We start from the raw sequence: 19,591 nt of genomic DNA on the forward strand, positions 1-19,591 counted from the left end.
GCGGCTGCAAATATACCACCTTTTATTCCTTAGCAACAAACTTTTTTATGCCTTTTTTTTATGTTTTTTTAGTTCAAACCTTAACTCTTTTGTTTCAAGATAGTTACAATACAACTTTTTTTAATCTGAACGAACAAATCGCAATAATTCCTTTTTATTCAATCCTATACTCTATCTTTTTGTACCCATGATGCCAAATCAACCCTTAATAACTATATTCTATACACCATTTCGTTACAAACGAATAGCTTTTTATTTCTCTCCAATACGTAATCTACTTGCCTTAATTACTTTTAACTTATTAAAACTCATGATCCGATCCTTTTTTACCAACAAACAGCATCTCTATCAATAACATCCCGACCCTATCCTTTATATGTACACAATTGGCAAAACTAACTAAACTGCGTTAGGGATAGTAATGGAAAGCCCACAGCGAGGCACGAGCGCGGACTTATAATGAATAGCCCGACCCAGAGGGAACGCAATGAAAAAATTAGTAATACATATATATGTATATATATATATTGCATGGATTTGTTTATACTGTTATCTTTGCAGCCGAATTTCAATTAATTTTATGATACATATTACTTTACCTGATGGTAGTGTGAAAACGTTTGATGAAGGCGTTACACCAATGGATGTTGCTAAAAACATTAGTGAAGGGTTTGCTAGAAACGTTATTTCTGCAAATTTTAATGGTACAACTATTGAAACTGTCACTCCATTAACCACCGATGGTTCTTTAGTTTTATATACTTGGCGAGATGATGCTGGCAAGACCGCTTTCTGGCATAGTAGTGCCCATGTTTTAGCCCAAGCTATTGAGGAATTGTATCCAGGCTCTAAACTAACCATTGGCCCTGCTATTGAAAACGGGTTTTACTATGATGTTGATTTTGGCGACCAAACGGTTTCTGAGAAAGACTTTAAAGCTATTGAAAATAAAATGTTAGAAATAGCTCGTGGTAAGCATGATTTTAAAATGCGTTCTGCCACTAAAGCAGAAGCTTTAGAACTCTATAAAGACAATGTGTTTAAAACTGAATTGATTGAAAACCTTGAGGATGGCACTATTACGTTTTGTGATCACTCTACTTTTACCGATTTATGTAGAGGTGGCCATATCCCTAATACAGGTTTAATAAAAGCTGTTAAGGTTTTAAGTGTAGCCGGAGCCTACTGGCGAGGTGATGAAAACAAGCCACAATTAACACGTGTTTATGGTATTTCGTTCCCCAAACAAAAAGAGCTTAAGGAGTACTTACAAATGCTTGAGGAAGCTAAAAAGCGTGACCATAGAAAATTAGGTAAAGAGTTAGAGTTATTTACCTTCTCTCAAAAAGTTGGTCAGGGGCTACCTTTATGGCTACCTAAAGGTGCTGCTTTACGTGAACGATTAGAAAATTTCCTGAAAGCCGCACAAAAGAAAGCAGGTTATGAAATGGTAGTTACACCACATATTGGTCAAAAAGACTTATATGTTACTTCAGGGCACTATGCTAAGTACGGAGAAGATAGTTTTCAACCCATACATACACCCAAAGAAGATGAAGAGTTTTTATTAAAGCCCATGAACTGTCCGCATCACTGTGAAATTTACAAAAGCGCACAGTGGAGCTATAAAGACTTACCTAAACGTTATGCTGAATTTGGAACGGTTTACAGGTATGAACAAAGCGGTGAATTACACGGTTTAACGCGCGTTCGAGGTTTTACTCAAGATGATGCGCACCTGTTTTGTATGCCAGAGCAACTTGATGAAGAGTTTAAAAACGTTATTGACCTAGTGCTTTACGTTTTTGGGTCTTTAGGTTTTGAAAACTTTACAGCACAAGTATCTGTTAGAGATCCAGAAAATCCGGATAAATATATAGGAGATATTGGCAATTGGGAAAAAGCAGAACAAGCTATTATTAATGCTGCAAGCGACAAAGGTTTAGATTATGTTATTGAAACCGGAGAAGCTGCTTTTTATGGACCGAAGTTAGATTTTATGGTAAAAGATGCTTTAGGAAGACGTTGGCAATTAGGTACCATTCAAGTAGATTATAATTTACCTGAGCGCTTTGATTTGACCTACAAAGGAAGTGATAACGAATCGCATCGACCCATAATGATACACAGAGCGCCATTTGGAAGCATGGAACGTTTTGTTGCATTGTTACTTGAACATACAGGAGGAAATTTCCCCTTATGGCTAATACCTATTCAGGCTATCATATTGTCAATTAGTGAGAAATATGAAAAATACTCCGAAAAAGTTTTAAATTTGCTAGAAAATGACGAAATTCGCGCCCTTGTAGACCATAGAAATGAGACTATTGGGAAGAAAATTCGCGAAGCCGAAATGCAAAAGCACCCTTACATGATCATTATTGGTGAGCAAGAGGAAAAAGAAAATAAAATCACCGTGCGACAACATGGTGGAGAAGATTTGGGAATGATTTCTATAGAAACGTTCTCTAATATTATAAAAGAAAACATCAAGAAAACGTTAAAAACGTTTTAGATAAATAACGTATAACTTAAAACCTTAAAGCCATAGCAATTAGAAGAAGACAACAACCTAGAAGGGTTACACAAGAGGATAAGCACAAGATAAACTCTAAAATTACAGCTCAAAAACTACGTCTTGTTGGAGACAATGTAGAAATTGGTATATACACCAAAGGGGATGCTATGAGAATAGCCAATGAGCAAGAATTAGACCTTGTGGAAATATCTCCGAACGCTGATCCGCCTGTTTGTAAAGTTATGGATTATAAAAAGTTTCTTTACGAGCAAAAGAAACGAGATAAAGCTTTAAAGGCAAAAGCCACAAAGGTTATTATAAAGGAGATACGATTTGGTCCGCAAACAGACGATCATGATTATGAGTTTAAAAAGAAACATGCGGAAAAATTCTTGAAAGAAGGTGCCAAATTAAAAGCCTTTGTGTTTTTCAAGGGAAGATCAATTATTTTTAAGGAGCAGGGTCAGATTTTATTATTAAGACTTGCCCAAGATCTTGAGGAATATGGAAAGGTTGAACAAATGCCTAAATTAGAAGGTAAACGTATGACCATGTTTATTGCTCCAAAAAAGGAAAAAAAATAAATTATTACAGAAACAATTCTGTTTGAAATAATAAGATGCTGAACTAAATTCAGCACACGGTAATTAAGCGAGATAATTAAAACTAGGAGAAGAAAATGCCTAAAATGAAAACAAAATCTAGTGCCAAAAAACGTTTTAAGTTAACAGGTACTGGTAAGATTAAAAGAAAGCACGCTTTTAAGAGTCATATCTTAACAAAGAAATCTAAAAAGCGTAAGCTAGCGTTAACCCATGACACATTAGTGCATAAGGCTGACGAAGATAATATTAAAACTATGTTACGTTTAAAGTAACCTTGTTTTAATTGGTTAAAACAATTTATAAACCCTGGAGTGTGGCCAATATAAAGATTTTGAACCAAGTTCAGAACGCCCGCTACAAAAACAATTAAAATTATGCCAAGATCAGTAAATTCTGTAGCAAAAAGAGCCAGAAGAAAAAAGGTTCTTAAACAAGCAAAAGGTTACTTTGGAAGACGTAAAAACGTTTGGACAGTAGCAAAAAACGCGGTTGATAAAGCGATGCAATATTCGTACAGAGACCGTAGAAATAAAAAAAGAACATTTCGTGCACTTTGGATAACGCGTATTAATGCGGGTGCTAGAGAACACGGTTTGTCTTATTCTCAATTTATGGGTAAACTAAAAGCTAATGACATTGAGTTAAACCGTAAGGTATTAGCAGATTTAGCTATGAATAACCCTGAAGCTTTTAAAGCTGTAATTGATAAAGTAAAATAAGGCGCTTAGCCTATTGTAAAACATATTACTCGCTTAGTTTAAAGTCCGGTACTATATAGAACCGGACTTTTTTTATCCATAAATAAAATTTTCATTAAATTTATTGCCCCTAAGACTATTTAATGAGCACTTTAAACAAATTAAGAAATTACTCTTTTTGGTTTTTAGATTTCTTGAAAGGAGGTGGTGCTATAAAAGAGCATTACAAAGAAATTGAATCTATTTTATTAAAACCCAACTCGCCTGATTCTTTAAGAAAACGTGAGCAAAACTTGAATGCTTTGCTCAAGCATGCTACTACTACTACTAAATTTTATTATGATTTTTCTGGATATAACAGTATACAGGACTTTCCAATAATTAAAAAAACAGTAATACAAGATAATTTTGATACGTTTAAATCAAAGACCTATTTGAGCACAAAATCCTACAAAGTTTCCACAAGTGGTTCAACTGGCGTTCCTTTTTTTCTTTATCAAAACATCAATAAAAGAAATCGAAATACTGCTGATGTCATTTACTTTTCTAAATCTGCAGATTATATTATAGGCAATCAACTTTTTGAATTAGAAGTTTGGAGAAAACACAATAAAAAAGGCAAACTAAAATCCCTTCTTCAAAACGTTAGTCAGTTTGATGTTACCAGGCTTTCAAACTTTAGGGTAAAACAATTTTTACATTTATTAAAACAATCCAATCAAGAGAAATCTATCTTAGGATTTTCATCAGCGCTTGAAAGTATTTGTTTGTATTTAGATAAACATAAAGCATCAGTATCCAATTTCAATATTAAATCTATAATTGCTAATTCTGAATATTTAAATTCTTATACTAAAAACAGCTTAAAGAAACACTTTAAAGCTCCTGTATTTTCAAGATATTCGAGTGAAGAAATTGGAATTATAGCACAACAAACTTTAGATTCTCCAGACCATTTTAAAGTCAATCATGCCAGCTATTACGTTGAACTCTTAAAAATAGATAGAGACGAACCTGCTACACCTGGAGAGTACGGTAGACTGGTAGTAACAGATTTATTCAACTATAACATGCCTGTAATTAGATATGACACTGGAGATGTTGCCAAATCTTTAGTTACAACCGATAATGTTTTAGTCTTTGAGAGCATTGAAGGTCGAAAAATGGATTTAATTTATGATACTGAAGGACAATTAGTTTCTTCATTTTTAGTCTATACCAAGTTTTATCCATTCTACACGTTACTAAAACAATATCAATTTATTCAAAAGGGTAAAAAGGATTACCTAATTAAACTGAATATTCATGATGAATTCCCCTTTGAACCAGAACTCATAAAGTCCATTAAAATAGATTTTGGAGATGATGCCAATGTTGAAATTGAATATGTTGATGAAATACCACCACTCGCTTCTGGAAAACGAAAGAAAGTTATTAATCTACATCAACAAGCTAAATAGTTTTGCCACACAAATTAATCTAAACGCCGTTTACTGTAATCACCACATGCCTAGATCCTGCATGGTTTCTATGTTCACAAAGATAAACTCCCTGCCAAACTCCAAGGTTTAACTTACCGTTTGTAATTGGTATTAATACCGAGGCTCCTAATATTGAAGACTTAATATGTGCGGGCATATCATCTGATCCTTCATAGATATGCTTATAATAAGATGCATTCTCAGGAACAATGACATTAAAATGACTTTCAAAATCATCCCTTACCGTGTAATCAGCATTTTCATTAATCGTTAAGCTTGCTGACGTGTGTTTGATAAATACCTGAAGTTGTCCAATTTTAATATTTTCAATTTCAGGTGCCTCGCTTAATATATGGTTCGTTATTAAATGAAAACCCCTAGAGTAAGGTTTTAGTCGGATTTCTTTTTGAAAAAATTGCATTAGGTTTTTTGTTTTTTCTTTCTGGCTGCAGGAAATAAAATATTATTTAAAATTAACCTATAACCAGGAGAAGTAGGATGTAAATCTAATTCTGTTTTAGCATCTCCCACTCTATGCTGGTAATCTTCAGGGTCATGACCTCCATAAAAAGTAAAGAACCCTTTTCCTTTAATTCCATGAATGTATTTAGCTTCTCCATTGGTTTTAGTTTCTCCTAAAACCAAAACATTAGACTTTATCTGGTCACGATTAAACGACGTTGTTTGCCCCATAAACCCCTTCACTAAGGCTGTGTGGTTCTGGCATAACATAGTCGGTATAGGATCCCATTTAGCAGAGAATTCCATAAGTGAAAAATAATCAGCTGTTTTAGGGATCACGCGTTTTCTTGTCATATCAATAGATGAAAACTCATAAACTTTTGGGTTTCTTTCAAGTAAAAACTCTTTAAAAGCAAAGGTTTTATGGTAATCTATTTTATTTTGATAACCAGGGTCGCTTCCATCACCATCAAACATTGGCTCACAAATATCGATACCCTCTGCCGACAGTGCAATATCAAAACTATCTGTAGCACTACACATGGCAAACATAAACCCGCCTCCTATTACATAATCTCGAATCTTTAATGCTACGGCTAATTTTTCTTCAGACACTTTATTATAACCAAGCTCCTGAGCCAGAAGTTCGGCATTCTTTTTTTCTTCAATATACCATGAAGTTGCCCTATATTGGGCGTAAAATTTGCCATACTGTCCTGTAAAATCTTCGTGATGCAAATGCAACCAATCAAATGCAAGTAACGCATCATTTAAAACCTCCTCGTCATAAACTGTTTCATAAGGAATTTCAGCATATTGCAACACCATAGTTACAGCGTCATCCCATGGTTGTTTTCCTTTCGGTGTATATACAGCTATCTTAGGAGCTTTTTCTAAAACAACGGCTTCCATATTCTGACTGGGACTACTAATTTCTTCTAAAATACTTTCGGTCTTAGCATTAGAAATTACCTCGAAAGACACCCCTCTAATTTGACATTCTCGTTTAATCGCCTCTGTATCTGGGAGTAAAAAGGAACCTCCTCTATAATTAAGTAACCATTTTACCTTAAGCTCTTTATTAAGTGTCCAATAGGTAATACCATAAGCTTTAAGGTGATTTTTTTGCCCATCAACATCCATTGGTAATAAAATGTATGACGCATTTGTTTGTGTAATAATAAAAAGAAATAATATAAGCAGAGCTTTCTTCATGGCAGAAAGATACTTAAAAATTGAATTTTCAGGAATAAATTATAAAAACATTAGGCTTTACGTTTTTCTAAAACGGTACTTCGTCTTCATCATCATTGAATGAACTTCCAAAAGCTTGATCTGGACTTGCTTTAAAATTATCTGTTTTAAAGGTATCATCATTAGCTGCAGCATTCATTTTTGAGTGAAACTCGAAAGGCGAATCAAAATCATCCAAATTATCAAACTTTCCTAAATGTCCTAAGAATTTTAAACGAATATTTTCCAAGCCTCCGTTACGGTGCTTAGCCACAATAAACTCGGCCTGTCCTTCTGTAGGAGAACGCTCTTCATCGTCCCATTCGTCAATTTTATAATACTCTGGTCTATAAATAAATGATACTATATCGGCATCTTGCTCTATAGCTCCAGATTCACGTAAATCTGATAATAGCGGGCGCTTACTTCCTCCGCGCGTTTCAACGGCACGAGATAACTGAGATAAGGCTATTACAGGAACCATAAGTTCTTTTGCTAAGGCCTTTAGGTTTCTTGAAATCATAGAAATCTCTTGCTCACGATTTCCTCCATGGCTTGTACCTCCAGTCATTAATTGCAAATAATCAATCATAATCATTTTAATACCATGTTGAGAGGCTAAACGTCTTGCTTTTGCTCTAAGATCAAATATGGATAATGAAGGCGTATCATCGATAAAAAGCGGTGCCTTTTCTAAACCTTTAACTTTTACGTTAAGTTGCTCCCACTCATGCTTTTCCAATTTTCCTGTACGTAACTTTTCTGAGGATAATCCTGTTTCACTAGAAATTAAACGCGTAATTAATTGCACGGATGCCATCTCTAAAGAGAAAAAAGCCACTGGTATATTTTGGTCTACAGCAATGTTTCTGGCCATAGATAATGTTAGCGCTGTTTTACCCATACCAGGACGCGCAGCCACAATAATTAAATCCGAAGGTTGCCATCCCGAAGTTAGTTTGTCTAGCTTATGAAACCCTGTTGGTATCCCACTAAGTCCTTCTTTATTCGATATCTCTTCAATTTTCTTCTTGGCTTGAATAACCAAATCCTGAGCTGTTTCACTCGACTTCTTTATATTTCCTTGTGTAACTTCGTATAATTTCGCCTCGGCATTATCTAATAGGTCGAAAACATCTTTAGTTTCATCATAAGAATCCTCAATAATCTCACTGGAAATTTTAATTAAGCTACGTTGAATAAATTTCTGCAAAATAATACGCGCATGGAACTCTATATGTGCTGAAGATGATACTTTTTGGGTAAGAGAAATTAAATAAAAATCGCCACCAACCAATTCTAGCTTGGCATTTTTTTTAAGTTGTGTTGAAACGGTTAATAAATCAACAGGCTCGCTATTTTCAAACAACTGAAAAATAGCCTCAAAAATATGCTGATGCGCTTCTTTGTAGAAAGCTTCTGGGTTTAAAATATCAATAACCTCATCAACACCTTTCTTATCAATCATCATAGCACCCAACACAACTTCTTCTAAATCAAGTGCTTGAGGAGGTATTTTCCCTTTTTCAAGGTTTATTAGAGTACTTTTATCTACTTTATATCCAGTTAGTTGATTTGGTTGTTTCATAACTACGAAAGTAATTAAAAAGATAAGTTTTTATGAATTTAGACGCTTAGGTTTGTTCACTACCCATTAACAATTTAACTGTTAATAAGTTAAAAATATTGTCAATAAGCATAAAAAAAACCTGAAGTATTTAGCTTCAGATTTTAATATGATTTGGTTTTAAAAGACTTAGCCTTTGAACACGCCCATATTCGCATATTTATCCATACGCTGAGAAACTAAATCTTCTGGTGATAAGTTTTTTAATGCCTCATAAGTCTTCACAATCGTATCACTTACCGTTTTAAATGTTTTATTTCTGTCTCTATGCGCGCCTCCTAATGGTTCTTTTATGATTTCATCAACCAATTTAAGCTTTTTCATATCTGCCGCTGTTAGCTTTAAAGATTCGGCCGCCTGCTCTTTATACTCCCAACTACGCCATAAAATTGAAGAACAAGACTCCGGTGAAATTACCGAGTACCAAGTATTCTCAAGCATAAGAACTTTATCTCCAACACCAATACCTAAAGCACCACCAGAGGCTCCTTCTCCAATAACTATGGTTATTACAGGTACTTTAAGACGTGTCATTTCTAAAATGTTTCTGGCAATAGCCTCTCCTTGGCCTCTTTCTTCGGCCTCTAATCCTGGATAAGCCCCAGGCGTATCTAAGAGTGTTACCACAGGAATTCCAAATTTTTCAGCAGATTTCATAAGCCTCAAGGCCTTTCTGTAACCTTCAGGATTTGCCATTCCAAAATTCCTATATTGTCTTGTCTTTGTATTGAAGCCCTTCTGCTGCCCTATAAACATAAAACTTTGATCTCCAATCTTACCAAGACCACCAATCATGGCTTTGTCATCCTTAAAACTTCTATCGCCATGTAACTCTAAAAAAGAATCTCCACATATAGCCCTAATATAATCCAAAGTATATGGTCTATCTGGATGACGTGATAATTGCACACGTTGCCATGGAGTTAACTTTTTATATAGTTCTTTTTGAGTTTCCTTTAATTTCTTCTCTATCTGAGCACAAGTTTCTGTAACATCTACGTCACTCTCCTCCCCAATTACTTTACACTTTTGTAATTGATCTTCAAGCTCTTTTATGGGTAGTTCAAATTCTAAATATTCCATGAGAATTTAGTTTTGCTATTTTAGTATTGGTTAGTCTGCAAATATAAAAACTTTAAAATTGATATAGTATTAAGAACTTTGTCTTTTTAAAGTCCGGCCTCTTTTAAGGATAGCATTTATAATCACAACTACAATAATTATAAGGGCTCCGTAGTAAAAGGTTATTCCCATTTTTTCTTTTTCAGGAAATAAAACCATAGCCATAATAATGCCATAAATAGGCTCTAGATTATAAGTTAAAACAACGGTGTACGGGCTTATAACCTTCATTATATGAACAGATGCTATAAATGCATAAGCCGTACAAACAGATCCTAAAATAAGTAAGTACTTAAAATCGACCATACTTATTTTAAAAAAATCTAAGGAAACATCCTTTTCAAATAAAACTATATATATAGTTATAAAAAAAACACCACTTAAAAACTCATAAAATGATATGACGATAGCCGAATGTTTTTTTAAGAAACTACCGTTTAAAACAGAAAAAAGTGAAGAAAAAAAAGCAGAAGACACACCTAATAATACGCCCATTAAATACCTAATCTCACTTTGGGTTATTATAAATACAGCTATAATAACAACAACTCCAAATAAAATTTCATACCAAATAATGGTTCGCTTATAAATTATAGGTTCAATAAATGAAGCGAAAAAAGCCCCTGTTGAAAACATGGCCAGAGTAATGGATATATTAGACACCTCAATAGCGCCAAAAAAAGTTATCCAATGTAGCGCAATTATAATACCAGCTATTGAAAACCTGACAACAGATTTAAAATCTATATTGATTTTTACCCCAACTATTTTAATGTATAACAACATTAAAATTGAAGCAATAACCATTCTATACCAAACTAAATGAACCGCAGCAATACTTATTAATTCACCTAAAACAGCGGTAAAACCGGCTATAAACACTAAAATATGTAAATGTATATGATTTTTGACTTTAGCGCTTGGCATTTTGCAGAAGATAAATAGCTAAAATACCAAAAATGACATTAGGAAACCACACTGCTATCAAAGGCGGGAAATCCGATTGCTCTGCCATTACCCCAAAAACCTTATCAAAAAACACAAAAACCATAGCAATACAAATCCCAACGGCTAAATTAACTCCCATACCACCTCTTCGTTTTATAGAGGATACCGCCACAGCAATTATAGTAAGAATAAATACTGAAACAGGTAAACTCCATTTTCTGTATAAAACAAGTTTAAAACGCCCAACGTTTGACGATCCTCTAGCCTCTTCCTTAGCAATAAAGTCTTTTAAATCGCCATACGTTTTTGTTTCGGCAGCGTAAATTACAGGGATTAAATCGTCAACTTCAAAATCAAATAAGGTATCTTTAGTAGTTAAGATTTCAAGCGAGTCTTTATCCTTACCTATCTCCCTCTTTACATAACCTGAAAGCTTATACAAAGTGTCTTTTTCAAGATATTTAATTGTTTTAGCCGATATTTTATACTTGAGTTGGTTTTCTTCAAAATGCTCAAGTGTAAAGTTATGTCCTAGTTTGTTTTTCACATCAAAACTGCTCACATAAATAATATCGTTGTCATTTATTTGACGAAATACATTGATATTATCAACTGCACTCCTATGACCACTTAAGTACTTATATTTAAAATTATTAAACCCTTCACTAGCTTTAGGGGCTAAATAAAGCCCTAATATTATAGCTAAAAAACCAACTATCGTTGCTCCAATTAAATACGGTCTTAAAAACCTGGTAAAAGAAACACCTGAGCTTAAAAAAGCAACAATCTCGGTATTATTGGCCAGTTTAGAAGTAAACCAAATAACTGATAAAAACAAAAACAACGGAAACAATAAATGGGCAAAATAAATGGTAAAATCAAGTAAATATAAAAGTACTGCATTAAGAGGTACTTCATTATCAAGAATTTTACCAATTTTTTCCGCTAAATGAACGGTTATAGCTATGGGAATAAATAGCAATAACATCATAAAAAACGTAAATAAATACCGTTTTAATATGTACCAATCTAGGATTTTCATTTATCTATAAACGATTATTCATTTGCTTAACCATCTTATCTTTCCATATTCTAAAATCTCCTGCTAATATATGTTTTCTGGCTTCTCGAACCAACCATAAATAAAACCCGAGGTTATGGATTGTTGCTATTTGTTTTCCTAAGAGTTCATTTACGGTAAACAAGTGCCTTAAATAGGCTTTGGAATATTCTGTATCCACAAAAGTTATTCCCATCTCATCAATCGGCGAAAAATCTTCCGCCCATTTTAGGTTTTTAATGTTTATCGTACCATAAGCAGTAAATAGCATCCCATTTCTGGCATTTCTTGTTGGCATAACGCAATCAAACATATCCACTCCTAAAGCAATATTTTCCAGAATATTTATAGGTGTACCAACCCCCATTAAGTAACGAGGTTTATCTTCTGGTAAAATCGAGCAGACCACATCTGTCATGGCATACATTTCTTCGGCTGGCTCACCAACCGATAAACCTCCAATAGCGTTTCCAACAGCACCTGAGTTTGCAATATACTCCGCAGACTGTTTTCTTAAATCTTTATAAGTACTTCCTTGAACAATTGGAAAAAACGCTTGACTATAATTATACTTAAACGGTGTCTTTTCCAAATGGTTTATACATCTATCAAGCCATCTATGCGTCATATGCATGGAACGTTTTGCATAATTATAATCACACGGGTATGGCGTACACTCATCGAATGCCATAATAATATCAGCCCCGATAGACCGTTGAATTTCCATAACATTCTCTGGTGTGAAAATATGGTAGCTACCATCAATATGAGATTTAAATTTCACCCCTTCTTCCTTTATTTTCCTATTGGCCGAGAGCGAATAAACCTGATACCCTCCAGAATCTGTTAGAATATTCCTGTCCCAGTTCATAAACTTATGAAGACCTCCTGCTTTTCCAATAATATTTGTCTGTGGTCTAAGATATAAATGGTAGGTGTTTCCTAATATAATATCGGGGTTTATGTCATCTTTTAGTTCTCGTTGATGTACGCCTTTTACGGTAGCCACTGTACCAACTGGCATAAAGATTGGAGTTTCTATATTGCCATGATCTGTAGTAATTTTACCAGCTCGAGCCTTACTTTGAGCATCTTGGGCTTTTAATTCAAACTTCATTTTTGCGGGATAAGTGGACAAAGATAATTAACTCAACCAGTATTTTGATTGTCCTTTAAAAAAATAATAAGGCTTTGGCAACGTTTTTGATTTAGTAAAACAACTTAAATCAAATCTTATGAAACTATTTAAAAATATCCTGACCTACGCCTTAAAAATTAAATGTTCCAAAAAGCGAAACCTATTTTTTTGTTTAGCAGTCTTTTCTTTTTTTAATAGTACTTACAGCCAAACCTCTAATGGTTTTGGAATAAAAGGAGGCTTAAATTACAACTCAAATGGCGATTACTTTGAATCCGTTACGAATACCTATAAAAATCCAAGTAGCAATGCTGGTTTTCATTTAGGGGTATTTGGCAAAATTGGAAATAGCATCTATTTTAAACCTGAATTGGTTTATACCAATACAAAAAGTGATTACGATCAAGATCGTTTTAAAATGCAAAAACTAGACGCTCCGTTGCTTGTTGGAGTGCGCATTATTGGTCCGCTAAGTATATTTGCGGGTCCATCGTTTCAATACATTTTAGACTCGGAGTTTTCTGGAATTAATATAAACGACATTGAAAAAGAATTTTCTGCCGGTCTGAATTTTGGGGTAGGTTTTAATCTTAAAAAACTTGGTGTGGATTTAAGATATGAACGAGGATTTAGCAAGAATGAAGCTACATTTATAGATGACAACATTATTAATACCCAAAACCGAATTGACACAAGGCCAAGTCAACTAATTTTAAGTTTATCTATTATCTTATAATAAAGAAAGCCTCGCAAATGCGAGGCTTCTATTTTTACAATCCATTTGATTCTGTTTCTTCGGGATCTAAATATTTAGGAATACCATTTTTACCAATATCATTGGTTGGGTCTCCATCTTTATCAATATCTTCATTAATAGTAGGCACCCCATCGCCATCATCATCGTTATCGGCGAAATCCGGTGTTCTATCATTATCAGTATCATCGCCATCCATGACGTCTGGACTTGAATTTAAGGTGAATTCGCCATCACCATTTAAATCTTCTTTATATGACGGTACATTATCGTTGTCATGATCATTTTCATATTTTTGAAGTAAATCGAACTTGAAGTTAATTGGCTCATAGGCATCAATAATACCCTGTCCGGAAGAAAAATATGCCAATCCCGAAGGAATGAACATAACCCCAACACCATGATTTTGATAACTTACTGTCCCATCTTCATTCTCGACATAACCTTCTGCTACTTTAAAATTTGGCAATACCTTTCTCCAACCCGGAATTAACTCAAGCAAATCGAAATTAACCGGATTTATAGTGCTATCAAATACTTCGCCATCAAACTTAAAACCTTCATATGTTACCAATACATTATCTGCAAATGTTGGTGATGGCTCTGGATCATTCTTTTTATCATTTAAATCTATGTACCAAATCTCATAACTCGTGTCTGCAAAAGTCGCCTTGCGTATAATGGTATCTGAGGCCAATAACCTATGCCCCTCTGGTACGTCCTCGCCTTCCATCAATTCTGTAATCACCAAATCTTTTGAACTGGCATCCGGATTAGACCCATCAAAATAACTAGAATTATAATAATGGCTATCTAAATATGCAATTATAGAATCTTTATCGGCTTTTTGCTGTTCATCTCTATCCCTAGCTGGAATAGGTGCTATTCCTCCATTATCATCATTTTTACAAGATACCAATCCTAATAATAGGCTTATTACTAATAATCCAGTTCTGGTAAAATTTATCAACTTCATCTCTTATTTGGGTTATATTAAGATTGTACGATACTAAAATTCAAATTTGATTTCTATCATGCAATCCCTTTTATTGCTTATTTTTGATCGCGCAAGATACAATTTTAAAATAATCTTGTACCATAACATTAACGTTGTTTTAGCAATAATTATATGCGAATAGATAAGTATTTATGGTGTGTTAGATACTACAAAACAAGAACCTTAGCGACAACTGCGTGTAAAAAAGGACAGGTAAAGGTTAACCAAGACATTGCTAAGCCAAGTCGGGAAGTTTATGCCACGGACACCATTGAGCTTAGAAAAAACCAAATTAACTATAAGCTTAAAGTTAATGATATTCCGCCTAACAGAGTTGGAGCCAAATTAGTAGATATTTATAGAACCGACATAACCCCAAAAGAGCAGTTTGAAGCACAAGAACTTTTAAAATTCTCTAAGGATTATTATCGAAAAAAAGGAACTGGGCGCCCCACAAAAAAAGATAGGCGAGATATTGATGATTTTACTATAGAAAATGAGTAATTTTATCTTTTAATTTTATACAGGCTTATATGACGGCAAAGCATAATGTGATACTTAATCACAACGAAATTAACCATAAAATAAGACGTATTGCATTTCAGATTTATGAGAGTAATGTTGATGAAAATGAAGTTGTTCTCGCTGGCATAGATAAAAATGGGTATTTATTGGCAAAAAAATTAAAAACAATACTTAAAAACATCTCTAATATAGACCCCGTTTTGTGTAAAGTCACTATAGACAAATCCCATCCGTGGGAACCTATATCAACATCGCTTTCCAAAGACTCTTATGCCAACAAATCCTTAGTCTTAATTGATGATGTTCTTAACTCTGGAACCACCTTAATTTATGGTGTTAAGCATTTTCTAGATGTGCCATTAAAGCAGTTTAAAACAGCTGTTTTAGTAAACCGAAACCACAAGAAATACCCTGTAAAAGCAGACTTTAAAGGCATTTCGTTATCCACCTCGCTTCATGAACATGTAGAAGTGGTTTTAGAAGGAAAAAACTATGAGGTTGTCTTAGAATAACTGAGCTATTATTGCTTCTGCAATTTCTGGCTTCGACTTGTTATCAATAAGCACATGCTTTTCTGCCTTACTATAAAACGGGATACGCTCAAACAAGTGTTTCCCTACAAATTCTGTCATTTGCTCGACTGTTTCAATATGAGCAATTAACGGGCGCTTGATTTTTTTCTTGATTAGTTTGTTGGATAAAAAAGGGACTGAACCTTTTAAATAAACACTAGTAGCCGTACTGGAATCAAGGACCTCATTCATATTGTTTCCAAAGCAAGGAGCCCCTCCTCCCAATGATAGGACGATATTGTCGTTACTCAGAGCCAAAAGTTCATTTAAATACTGCGTTTCTACCTTTCTAAAGTAGATTTCTCCTTTGTTTTTAAAAATATCTTTTACGGTCGCATGTTCCTTTTCCTCAATAAAATCGTCTAAGTCTATAAACTTATAGTTTAATTTTTGAGCTAAAATTTTTCCAACAGACGTCTTTCCAGAAGCCATATATCCAATTAATACAATGGTCATTTTTACGTTATAAATTGATTATTAAAAACATAGGTTTTAGTGCTGCAAAAAAACGAAAAAATCTTTAAAAAAAGACTTGTTTAATTAAAAATAGGTTTTATATTTGCACCCGCTAACGGTAACAAGATAGCTTGAAATAATGACCTGGTAGCTCAGTTGGTAGAGCATCTCCCTTTTAAGGAGAGGGTCCTGGGTTCGAGCCCCAGCCCGGTCACAGAAAAGCCTGAAACAATTGTTTCAGGCTTTTTCCTTTTAAGTGTTTTTTTAAGATGTTCCTCATTCCGTAGACTCTTCTTCTTGACCCAAAATCAATTCTACCTCAATGTTATGATACTTAGGCTTTAGTTCTTCTAAAATAGTACGTCTTACCCAATCAATATCTTTAATTGATACCAAGTCCTGCTGATGAGAAAGGTAAGCCACAATAAAGTAACCACTTCCTGTTTTACTTATATAGTGAGCACGCATATTAAATGCTTCTGGTAATTTTTCTTTTAAGACATTTACAATATGTAACCTAACTTCTTCCTCTTGAATAACCCCACCTCCCATTTCTACAAAGGCTTGCCTTATAATTTTAATGGGAATCCCCACTAAATACAAAGCCAACAAAATAACAATAATAGCATCTCCAATATACAGGAAAAAGCTTAATTTTGAATTTACTGGCACTAGTGTTGTTAAAAATAAAGCGGCTCCTACAGCTATAGACAAAAAACCATCAATCATAGCTGTTTTACCCTCTACATCCAAGATAGAACTAACACCTCCAATATCTTTGTTTTTTCGCTTATAGTAGAACGCCAATGCAATGCAAATAACACCCATTAAGGCACTATAAAATAATATTGGTTTTGGATTTAACGTTTGAAATTGCTCTCCGTTAATAAAATCAATAATTTTAATACTATTTTGAAACAAAGCTCCAATGGTTATACCCAGTATTAATAAACCTTTGAAAAACACGAAAAAAGACTCGTAAAAGTACCTGCCATACGGAAAGACTTTAGTTCGCCCGTGTTTTACTTTAACAATCATTATGGCTACCCATGTGGAAATGGCAGCAATAAATGAAAAATTTCCATCTAAAAGTAAGGCCTCAGAATTTGTTATGGAATAAGTATACCAGCCCGCTATGGCCATAAATATATTCGCAAATACACCCGCTTTTAAGCCTGTTATCTCATTTTTTTCTAAGACTTCTCTTTGTAACATAGATCTTTTAAAGATATTATCTAAACCAATTACTTCCAACCGTTAAATTCCAAGCCCAAATTTCTGGACCTCGTGCCACATCGATACCTACATGTAAACCATAATCTTCTGCTAATAAATACCTAAACCCGCAGCCGCCGGCAGCCTTAATATCCTTGCCCAATTGACTATAATCCTTCATAGCTTCTCCCATACCCACAAATCCAACTACACTCCATCGCTTATATAAATTCCAACGCCATTCCGTCTCAATGGTATAACTATTGGCACCCTGATAACGCATCATTGGTATACCGCGTAGGCTAATATCTGGCAAAGCATAAAAGGGAACATCGCCTGTTTTAGAAGCTACATTCAAGCGATAGCCTGAAAACAATTTTGAGGCTATGGGAACATACGCATAGGTTCTAGAAGATATGCTCCAAAAATTTGTGTCACCTCCAAAATAGGTAGCGAATCTTCCTATTTCTAAACCACTCATAATACCTTTTGTTGGAGTAAACGAATTATCTCTACTATCCCATAAAAATGAGGCATTCATCCCTGCCAAATTCGTATCGCGTTCAAAAGTTTCAAACTCGGGAATATTAATGCCTGTATCAAATTTTACCGTATTCGTAAAGAAGGTATAGTTTGCTCCTGCAAAAAAAGGAATTTCCTTTTTTACTCTGTATAGTACTTCGTGCATGGTGGCAAAACCATTTAAATCGAAGTTAAACTTACCTTCTAAGATATCATTCGGCCCAAAATACACCGCCAATTTAGGAGCTAAATACCCGAAAAAACCCAAATATCTAATTCTATCTTTAGCATATGATCCCTGATGCGCAATAGCAGCCAGCCATGTTCCATTTTCTGTTAAGGCCCCGGCAAGAACACTAACCGTGGGCGATAAACCTTTTGCTTCTTTATCATCTCTTTTTTTATGAAAATACGCTATAGCCAACCCACCACCATAACCAACCGCAGGTTCGGTTATTAAAATGGGCACTGGTAAAAAACCTGTAGTTGAATTTAAAAAGCCACTGGCGTCAATAGCTCCGTCATTTGGAGATACAAACATGTCGCTAAACCATTGCGCGTTTGAGTTATACTGACAAAAACACATTAGGAGCAATGTGCAAAATTTTAACTTTACTCGAGTTGTCTTATTATTCATTTAAAATTTGACGTTAAGATAGATAAAAAGCAAGCTTATAATAAGGTAATAGCCAAGTTTTATTTATTAAAAATTCTTTAAGAAAATAAAACGAATGGCAGACCCCTCTGGTCTGTTAACACCATCATACTCTAAATACCATCTTGTAATAAAAGCCCATTTGCTTTTTGTTCTATAATTAAACTCCATACCTACAGCACTAACTTGATAATTATTTAAGCCTGCAGGAATGGTTCCTCCTTTCTGTTTTCCAATTTGCTTAGTGGTATATCCAATAACCCCCATATTAAAGGCTTCATCAAATGTTTTACCTATTCCATACTCTGCAACATACGATGGCGCTGGCGTAATATTAGTTCCCTTTTGTTTTCCGTTAAACTCAAAGGTATTCATTAAGCTTACATTCCAAGATTTTTTAGCGTCTAAATAAACGGTTCCTCCTAAGCCTAGATTATGAGACCAAAACCCTTTTCCTTTATTGCTTTTGGAGTTCATATCATAACTCCCCGTAGGTGCCCAAAAGGCATATCGTGTATTTACTGCAAATTGCTTAAAATTCCATGTTAGCATTAAGGGTATCACCTTAATATCTCCCAAACCTATATTGTTGGGATCTAACTCGAGAGTTTCTGGATTAGGCGCTAAATTTGTAAAAGGTAGAATAACAGCTGCATTATAATTAGCATTAATTTTATCCAATTTAGTTCCCCAAATACCGCCACTAATATTGGCAATAACGTTAATGGGCTTAGCTAAAATAGAAATCTTCCCATCATTATCTTTCATTTCGGCAGCGTAGTAAATGTGGGTTACATTCACATAAGACCAATCCGTGGGAAATCCATGAGCGGACCGTAATCCAAACAATCCTGGGCCGTAATGCCCCGTTACCACTTGCCCTTGTAGTTGAATGGCTGCAAAAATAAATAGGCTGGCAAAACATAGTTTAAGTTTCATAATAAATATGGTATTTAAAACAATGTTTCTGCGCCGCCTTAGGCATACACAGAAACTTTTTTAA

The 19,591-nt window shown here is 34.4% G+C and carries 20 protein-coding genes and 1 tRNA gene; 9 read left to right on the forward strand and 12 right to left on the reverse strand.

Going from position 1 to position 19,591, the window contains the following annotated elements; translation table 11 throughout:
• Positions 1-580 precede the first annotated feature (580 nt).
• The 5 genes from thrS to E5D58_RS00025 all read left to right on the forward strand — a co-directional run bounded on the left by thrS (position 581) and on the right by E5D58_RS00025 (position 5,281).
• Positions 581-2,515, forward strand: a complete 1,935-nt coding sequence (gene thrS, locus E5D58_RS00005; RefSeq protein WP_136479787.1) for a threonine--tRNA ligase — start codon at positions 581-583, stop codon at positions 2,513-2,515.
• A gap of 32 nt (positions 2,516-2,547) precedes the next feature.
• Complete coding sequence (gene infC, locus E5D58_RS00010) at positions 2,548-3,102, forward strand: translation initiation factor IF-3 (protein ID WP_205660293.1); 555 nt, start codon at positions 2,548-2,550, stop codon at positions 3,100-3,102.
• Positions 3,103-3,197: 95 nt separating this feature from the next.
• Positions 3,198-3,395, forward strand: coding sequence for a 50S ribosomal protein L35 (rpmI, locus tag E5D58_RS00015; RefSeq protein WP_019388182.1), 198 nt, complete (start codon positions 3,198-3,200; stop codon positions 3,393-3,395).
• A 102-nt stretch (positions 3,396-3,497) separates the two neighbouring features.
• Entirely contained in the window at positions 3,498-3,842 is a 345-nt protein-coding gene (rplT, locus tag E5D58_RS00020) for a 50S ribosomal protein L20 (RefSeq protein ID WP_136479789.1), read from the forward strand.
• Between the two features lie 122 nt (positions 3,843-3,964).
• Entirely contained in the window at positions 3,965-5,281 is a 1,317-nt protein-coding gene (locus tag E5D58_RS00025) for a phenylacetate--CoA ligase family protein (protein WP_136479790.1), read from the forward strand.
• 19 nt (positions 5,282-5,300) lie between these two features.
• Here the strand turns inward: E5D58_RS00025 and E5D58_RS00030 are convergent, their stop codons facing one another.
• From E5D58_RS00030 to tgt, 7 genes are all read right to left on the reverse strand, one after another.
• On the reverse strand, positions 5,301-5,723 hold the full coding sequence (locus tag E5D58_RS00030; RefSeq protein WP_136479791.1) for a secondary thiamine-phosphate synthase enzyme YjbQ: 423 nt from the start codon (positions 5,721-5,723) through the stop codon (positions 5,301-5,303).
• Positions 5,723-6,979: an asparagine synthetase B gene (locus tag E5D58_RS00035; RefSeq protein WP_235835799.1), complete on the reverse strand. Its 1,257-nt coding sequence runs from the start codon at positions 6,977-6,979 to the stop codon at positions 5,723-5,725. Before E5D58_RS00035 ends, E5D58_RS00030 begins: the two co-directional genes overlap by 1 nt.
• A 67-nt stretch (positions 6,980-7,046) precedes the next feature.
• Complete coding sequence (gene dnaB, locus E5D58_RS00040; protein ID WP_136479792.1) at positions 7,047-8,585, reverse strand: replicative DNA helicase; 1,539 nt, start codon at positions 8,583-8,585, stop codon at positions 7,047-7,049.
• Between the two features lie 168 nt (positions 8,586-8,753).
• Complete coding sequence (locus tag E5D58_RS00045) at positions 8,754-9,707, reverse strand: acetyl-CoA carboxylase carboxyltransferase subunit alpha (protein ID WP_136479793.1); 954 nt, start codon at positions 9,705-9,707, stop codon at positions 8,754-8,756.
• A gap of 69 nt (positions 9,708-9,776) precedes the next feature.
• Complete coding sequence (locus E5D58_RS00050) at positions 9,777-10,673, reverse strand: DMT family transporter (RefSeq protein ID WP_136479794.1); 897 nt, start codon at positions 10,671-10,673, stop codon at positions 9,777-9,779.
• Positions 10,660-11,736 (reverse strand): LptF/LptG family permease, encoded by a 1,077-nt coding sequence (locus tag E5D58_RS00055; protein WP_136479795.1) that lies wholly within the window; start codon positions 11,734-11,736, stop codon positions 10,660-10,662. Before E5D58_RS00055 ends, E5D58_RS00050 begins: the two co-directional genes overlap by 14 nt.
• A 4-nt stretch (positions 11,737-11,740) precedes the next feature.
• On the reverse strand, positions 11,741-12,871 hold the full coding sequence (gene tgt, locus E5D58_RS00060) for a tRNA guanosine(34) transglycosylase Tgt (protein ID WP_136479796.1): 1,131 nt from the start codon (positions 12,869-12,871) through the stop codon (positions 11,741-11,743).
• Positions 12,872-12,989: 118 nt separating this feature from the next.
• On the opposite strand from tgt, the gene E5D58_RS00065 reads away from it, so the two are divergent.
• A complete protein-coding gene (locus E5D58_RS00065; RefSeq protein WP_136479797.1) occupies positions 12,990-13,628 on the forward strand; it encodes a porin family protein in 639 nt (212 codons plus the stop codon).
• Positions 13,629-13,662: 34 nt separating this feature from the next.
• Here E5D58_RS00065 and E5D58_RS00070 read toward each other — a convergent pair whose 3' ends face one another.
• Positions 13,663-14,622 (reverse strand): FKBP-type peptidyl-prolyl cis-trans isomerase, encoded by a 960-nt coding sequence (locus E5D58_RS00070; RefSeq protein WP_136479798.1) that lies wholly within the window; start codon positions 14,620-14,622, stop codon positions 13,663-13,665.
• Between the two features lie 153 nt (positions 14,623-14,775).
• On the opposite strand from E5D58_RS00070, the gene E5D58_RS00075 reads away from it, so the two are divergent.
• Positions 14,776-15,147: an RNA-binding S4 domain-containing protein gene (locus E5D58_RS00075; protein WP_136479799.1), complete on the forward strand. Its 372-nt coding sequence runs from the start codon at positions 14,776-14,778 to the stop codon at positions 15,145-15,147.
• 29 nt (positions 15,148-15,176) lie between these two features.
• Complete coding sequence (locus E5D58_RS00080) at positions 15,177-15,680, forward strand: phosphoribosyltransferase family protein (protein ID WP_136479800.1); 504 nt, start codon at positions 15,177-15,179, stop codon at positions 15,678-15,680.
• Here E5D58_RS00080 and E5D58_RS00085 read toward each other — a convergent pair.
• Positions 15,672-16,196 carry a shikimate kinase gene (locus E5D58_RS00085; protein WP_136479801.1) on the reverse strand — a complete coding sequence of 175 codons (525 nt, stop codon included), beginning with the start codon at positions 16,194-16,196 and terminating at the stop codon, positions 15,672-15,674. The two genes, E5D58_RS00080 and E5D58_RS00085, sit on opposite strands and share 9 nt — an antisense overlap.
• Positions 16,197-16,337: 141 nt before the next feature.
• Between E5D58_RS00085 and E5D58_RS00090 the strand changes: the two genes are divergently transcribed.
• Positions 16,338-16,410, forward strand: a tRNA-Lys gene (locus E5D58_RS00090).
• Between the two features lie 62 nt (positions 16,411-16,472).
• Here the strand turns inward: E5D58_RS00090 and E5D58_RS00095 are convergent.
• The 3 genes from E5D58_RS00095 to E5D58_RS00105 all read right to left on the reverse strand — a co-directional run bounded on the left by E5D58_RS00095 (position 16,473) and on the right by E5D58_RS00105 (position 19,527).
• Positions 16,473-17,411 (reverse strand): cation transporter, encoded by a 939-nt coding sequence (locus E5D58_RS00095; protein WP_136479802.1) that lies wholly within the window; start codon positions 17,409-17,411, stop codon positions 16,473-16,475.
• Positions 17,412-17,427: 16 nt separating this feature from the next.
• Positions 17,428-18,474, reverse strand: a complete 1,047-nt coding sequence (locus E5D58_RS00100; RefSeq protein ID WP_168796599.1) for a BamA/TamA family outer membrane protein — start codon at positions 18,472-18,474, stop codon at positions 17,428-17,430.
• A gap of 162 nt (positions 18,475-18,636) precedes the next feature.
• Positions 18,637-19,527 carry a SphA family protein gene (locus E5D58_RS00105; RefSeq protein WP_136479804.1) on the reverse strand — a complete coding sequence of 297 codons (891 nt, stop codon included), beginning with the start codon at positions 19,525-19,527 and terminating at the stop codon, positions 18,637-18,639.
• Positions 19,528-19,591 lie beyond the last annotated feature (64 nt).

The organism is Cognatitamlana onchidii (genome assembly GCF_004804355.1).
GTDB lineage: Bacteria > Bacteroidota > Bacteroidia > Flavobacteriales > Flavobacteriaceae > Cognatitamlana > Cognatitamlana onchidii.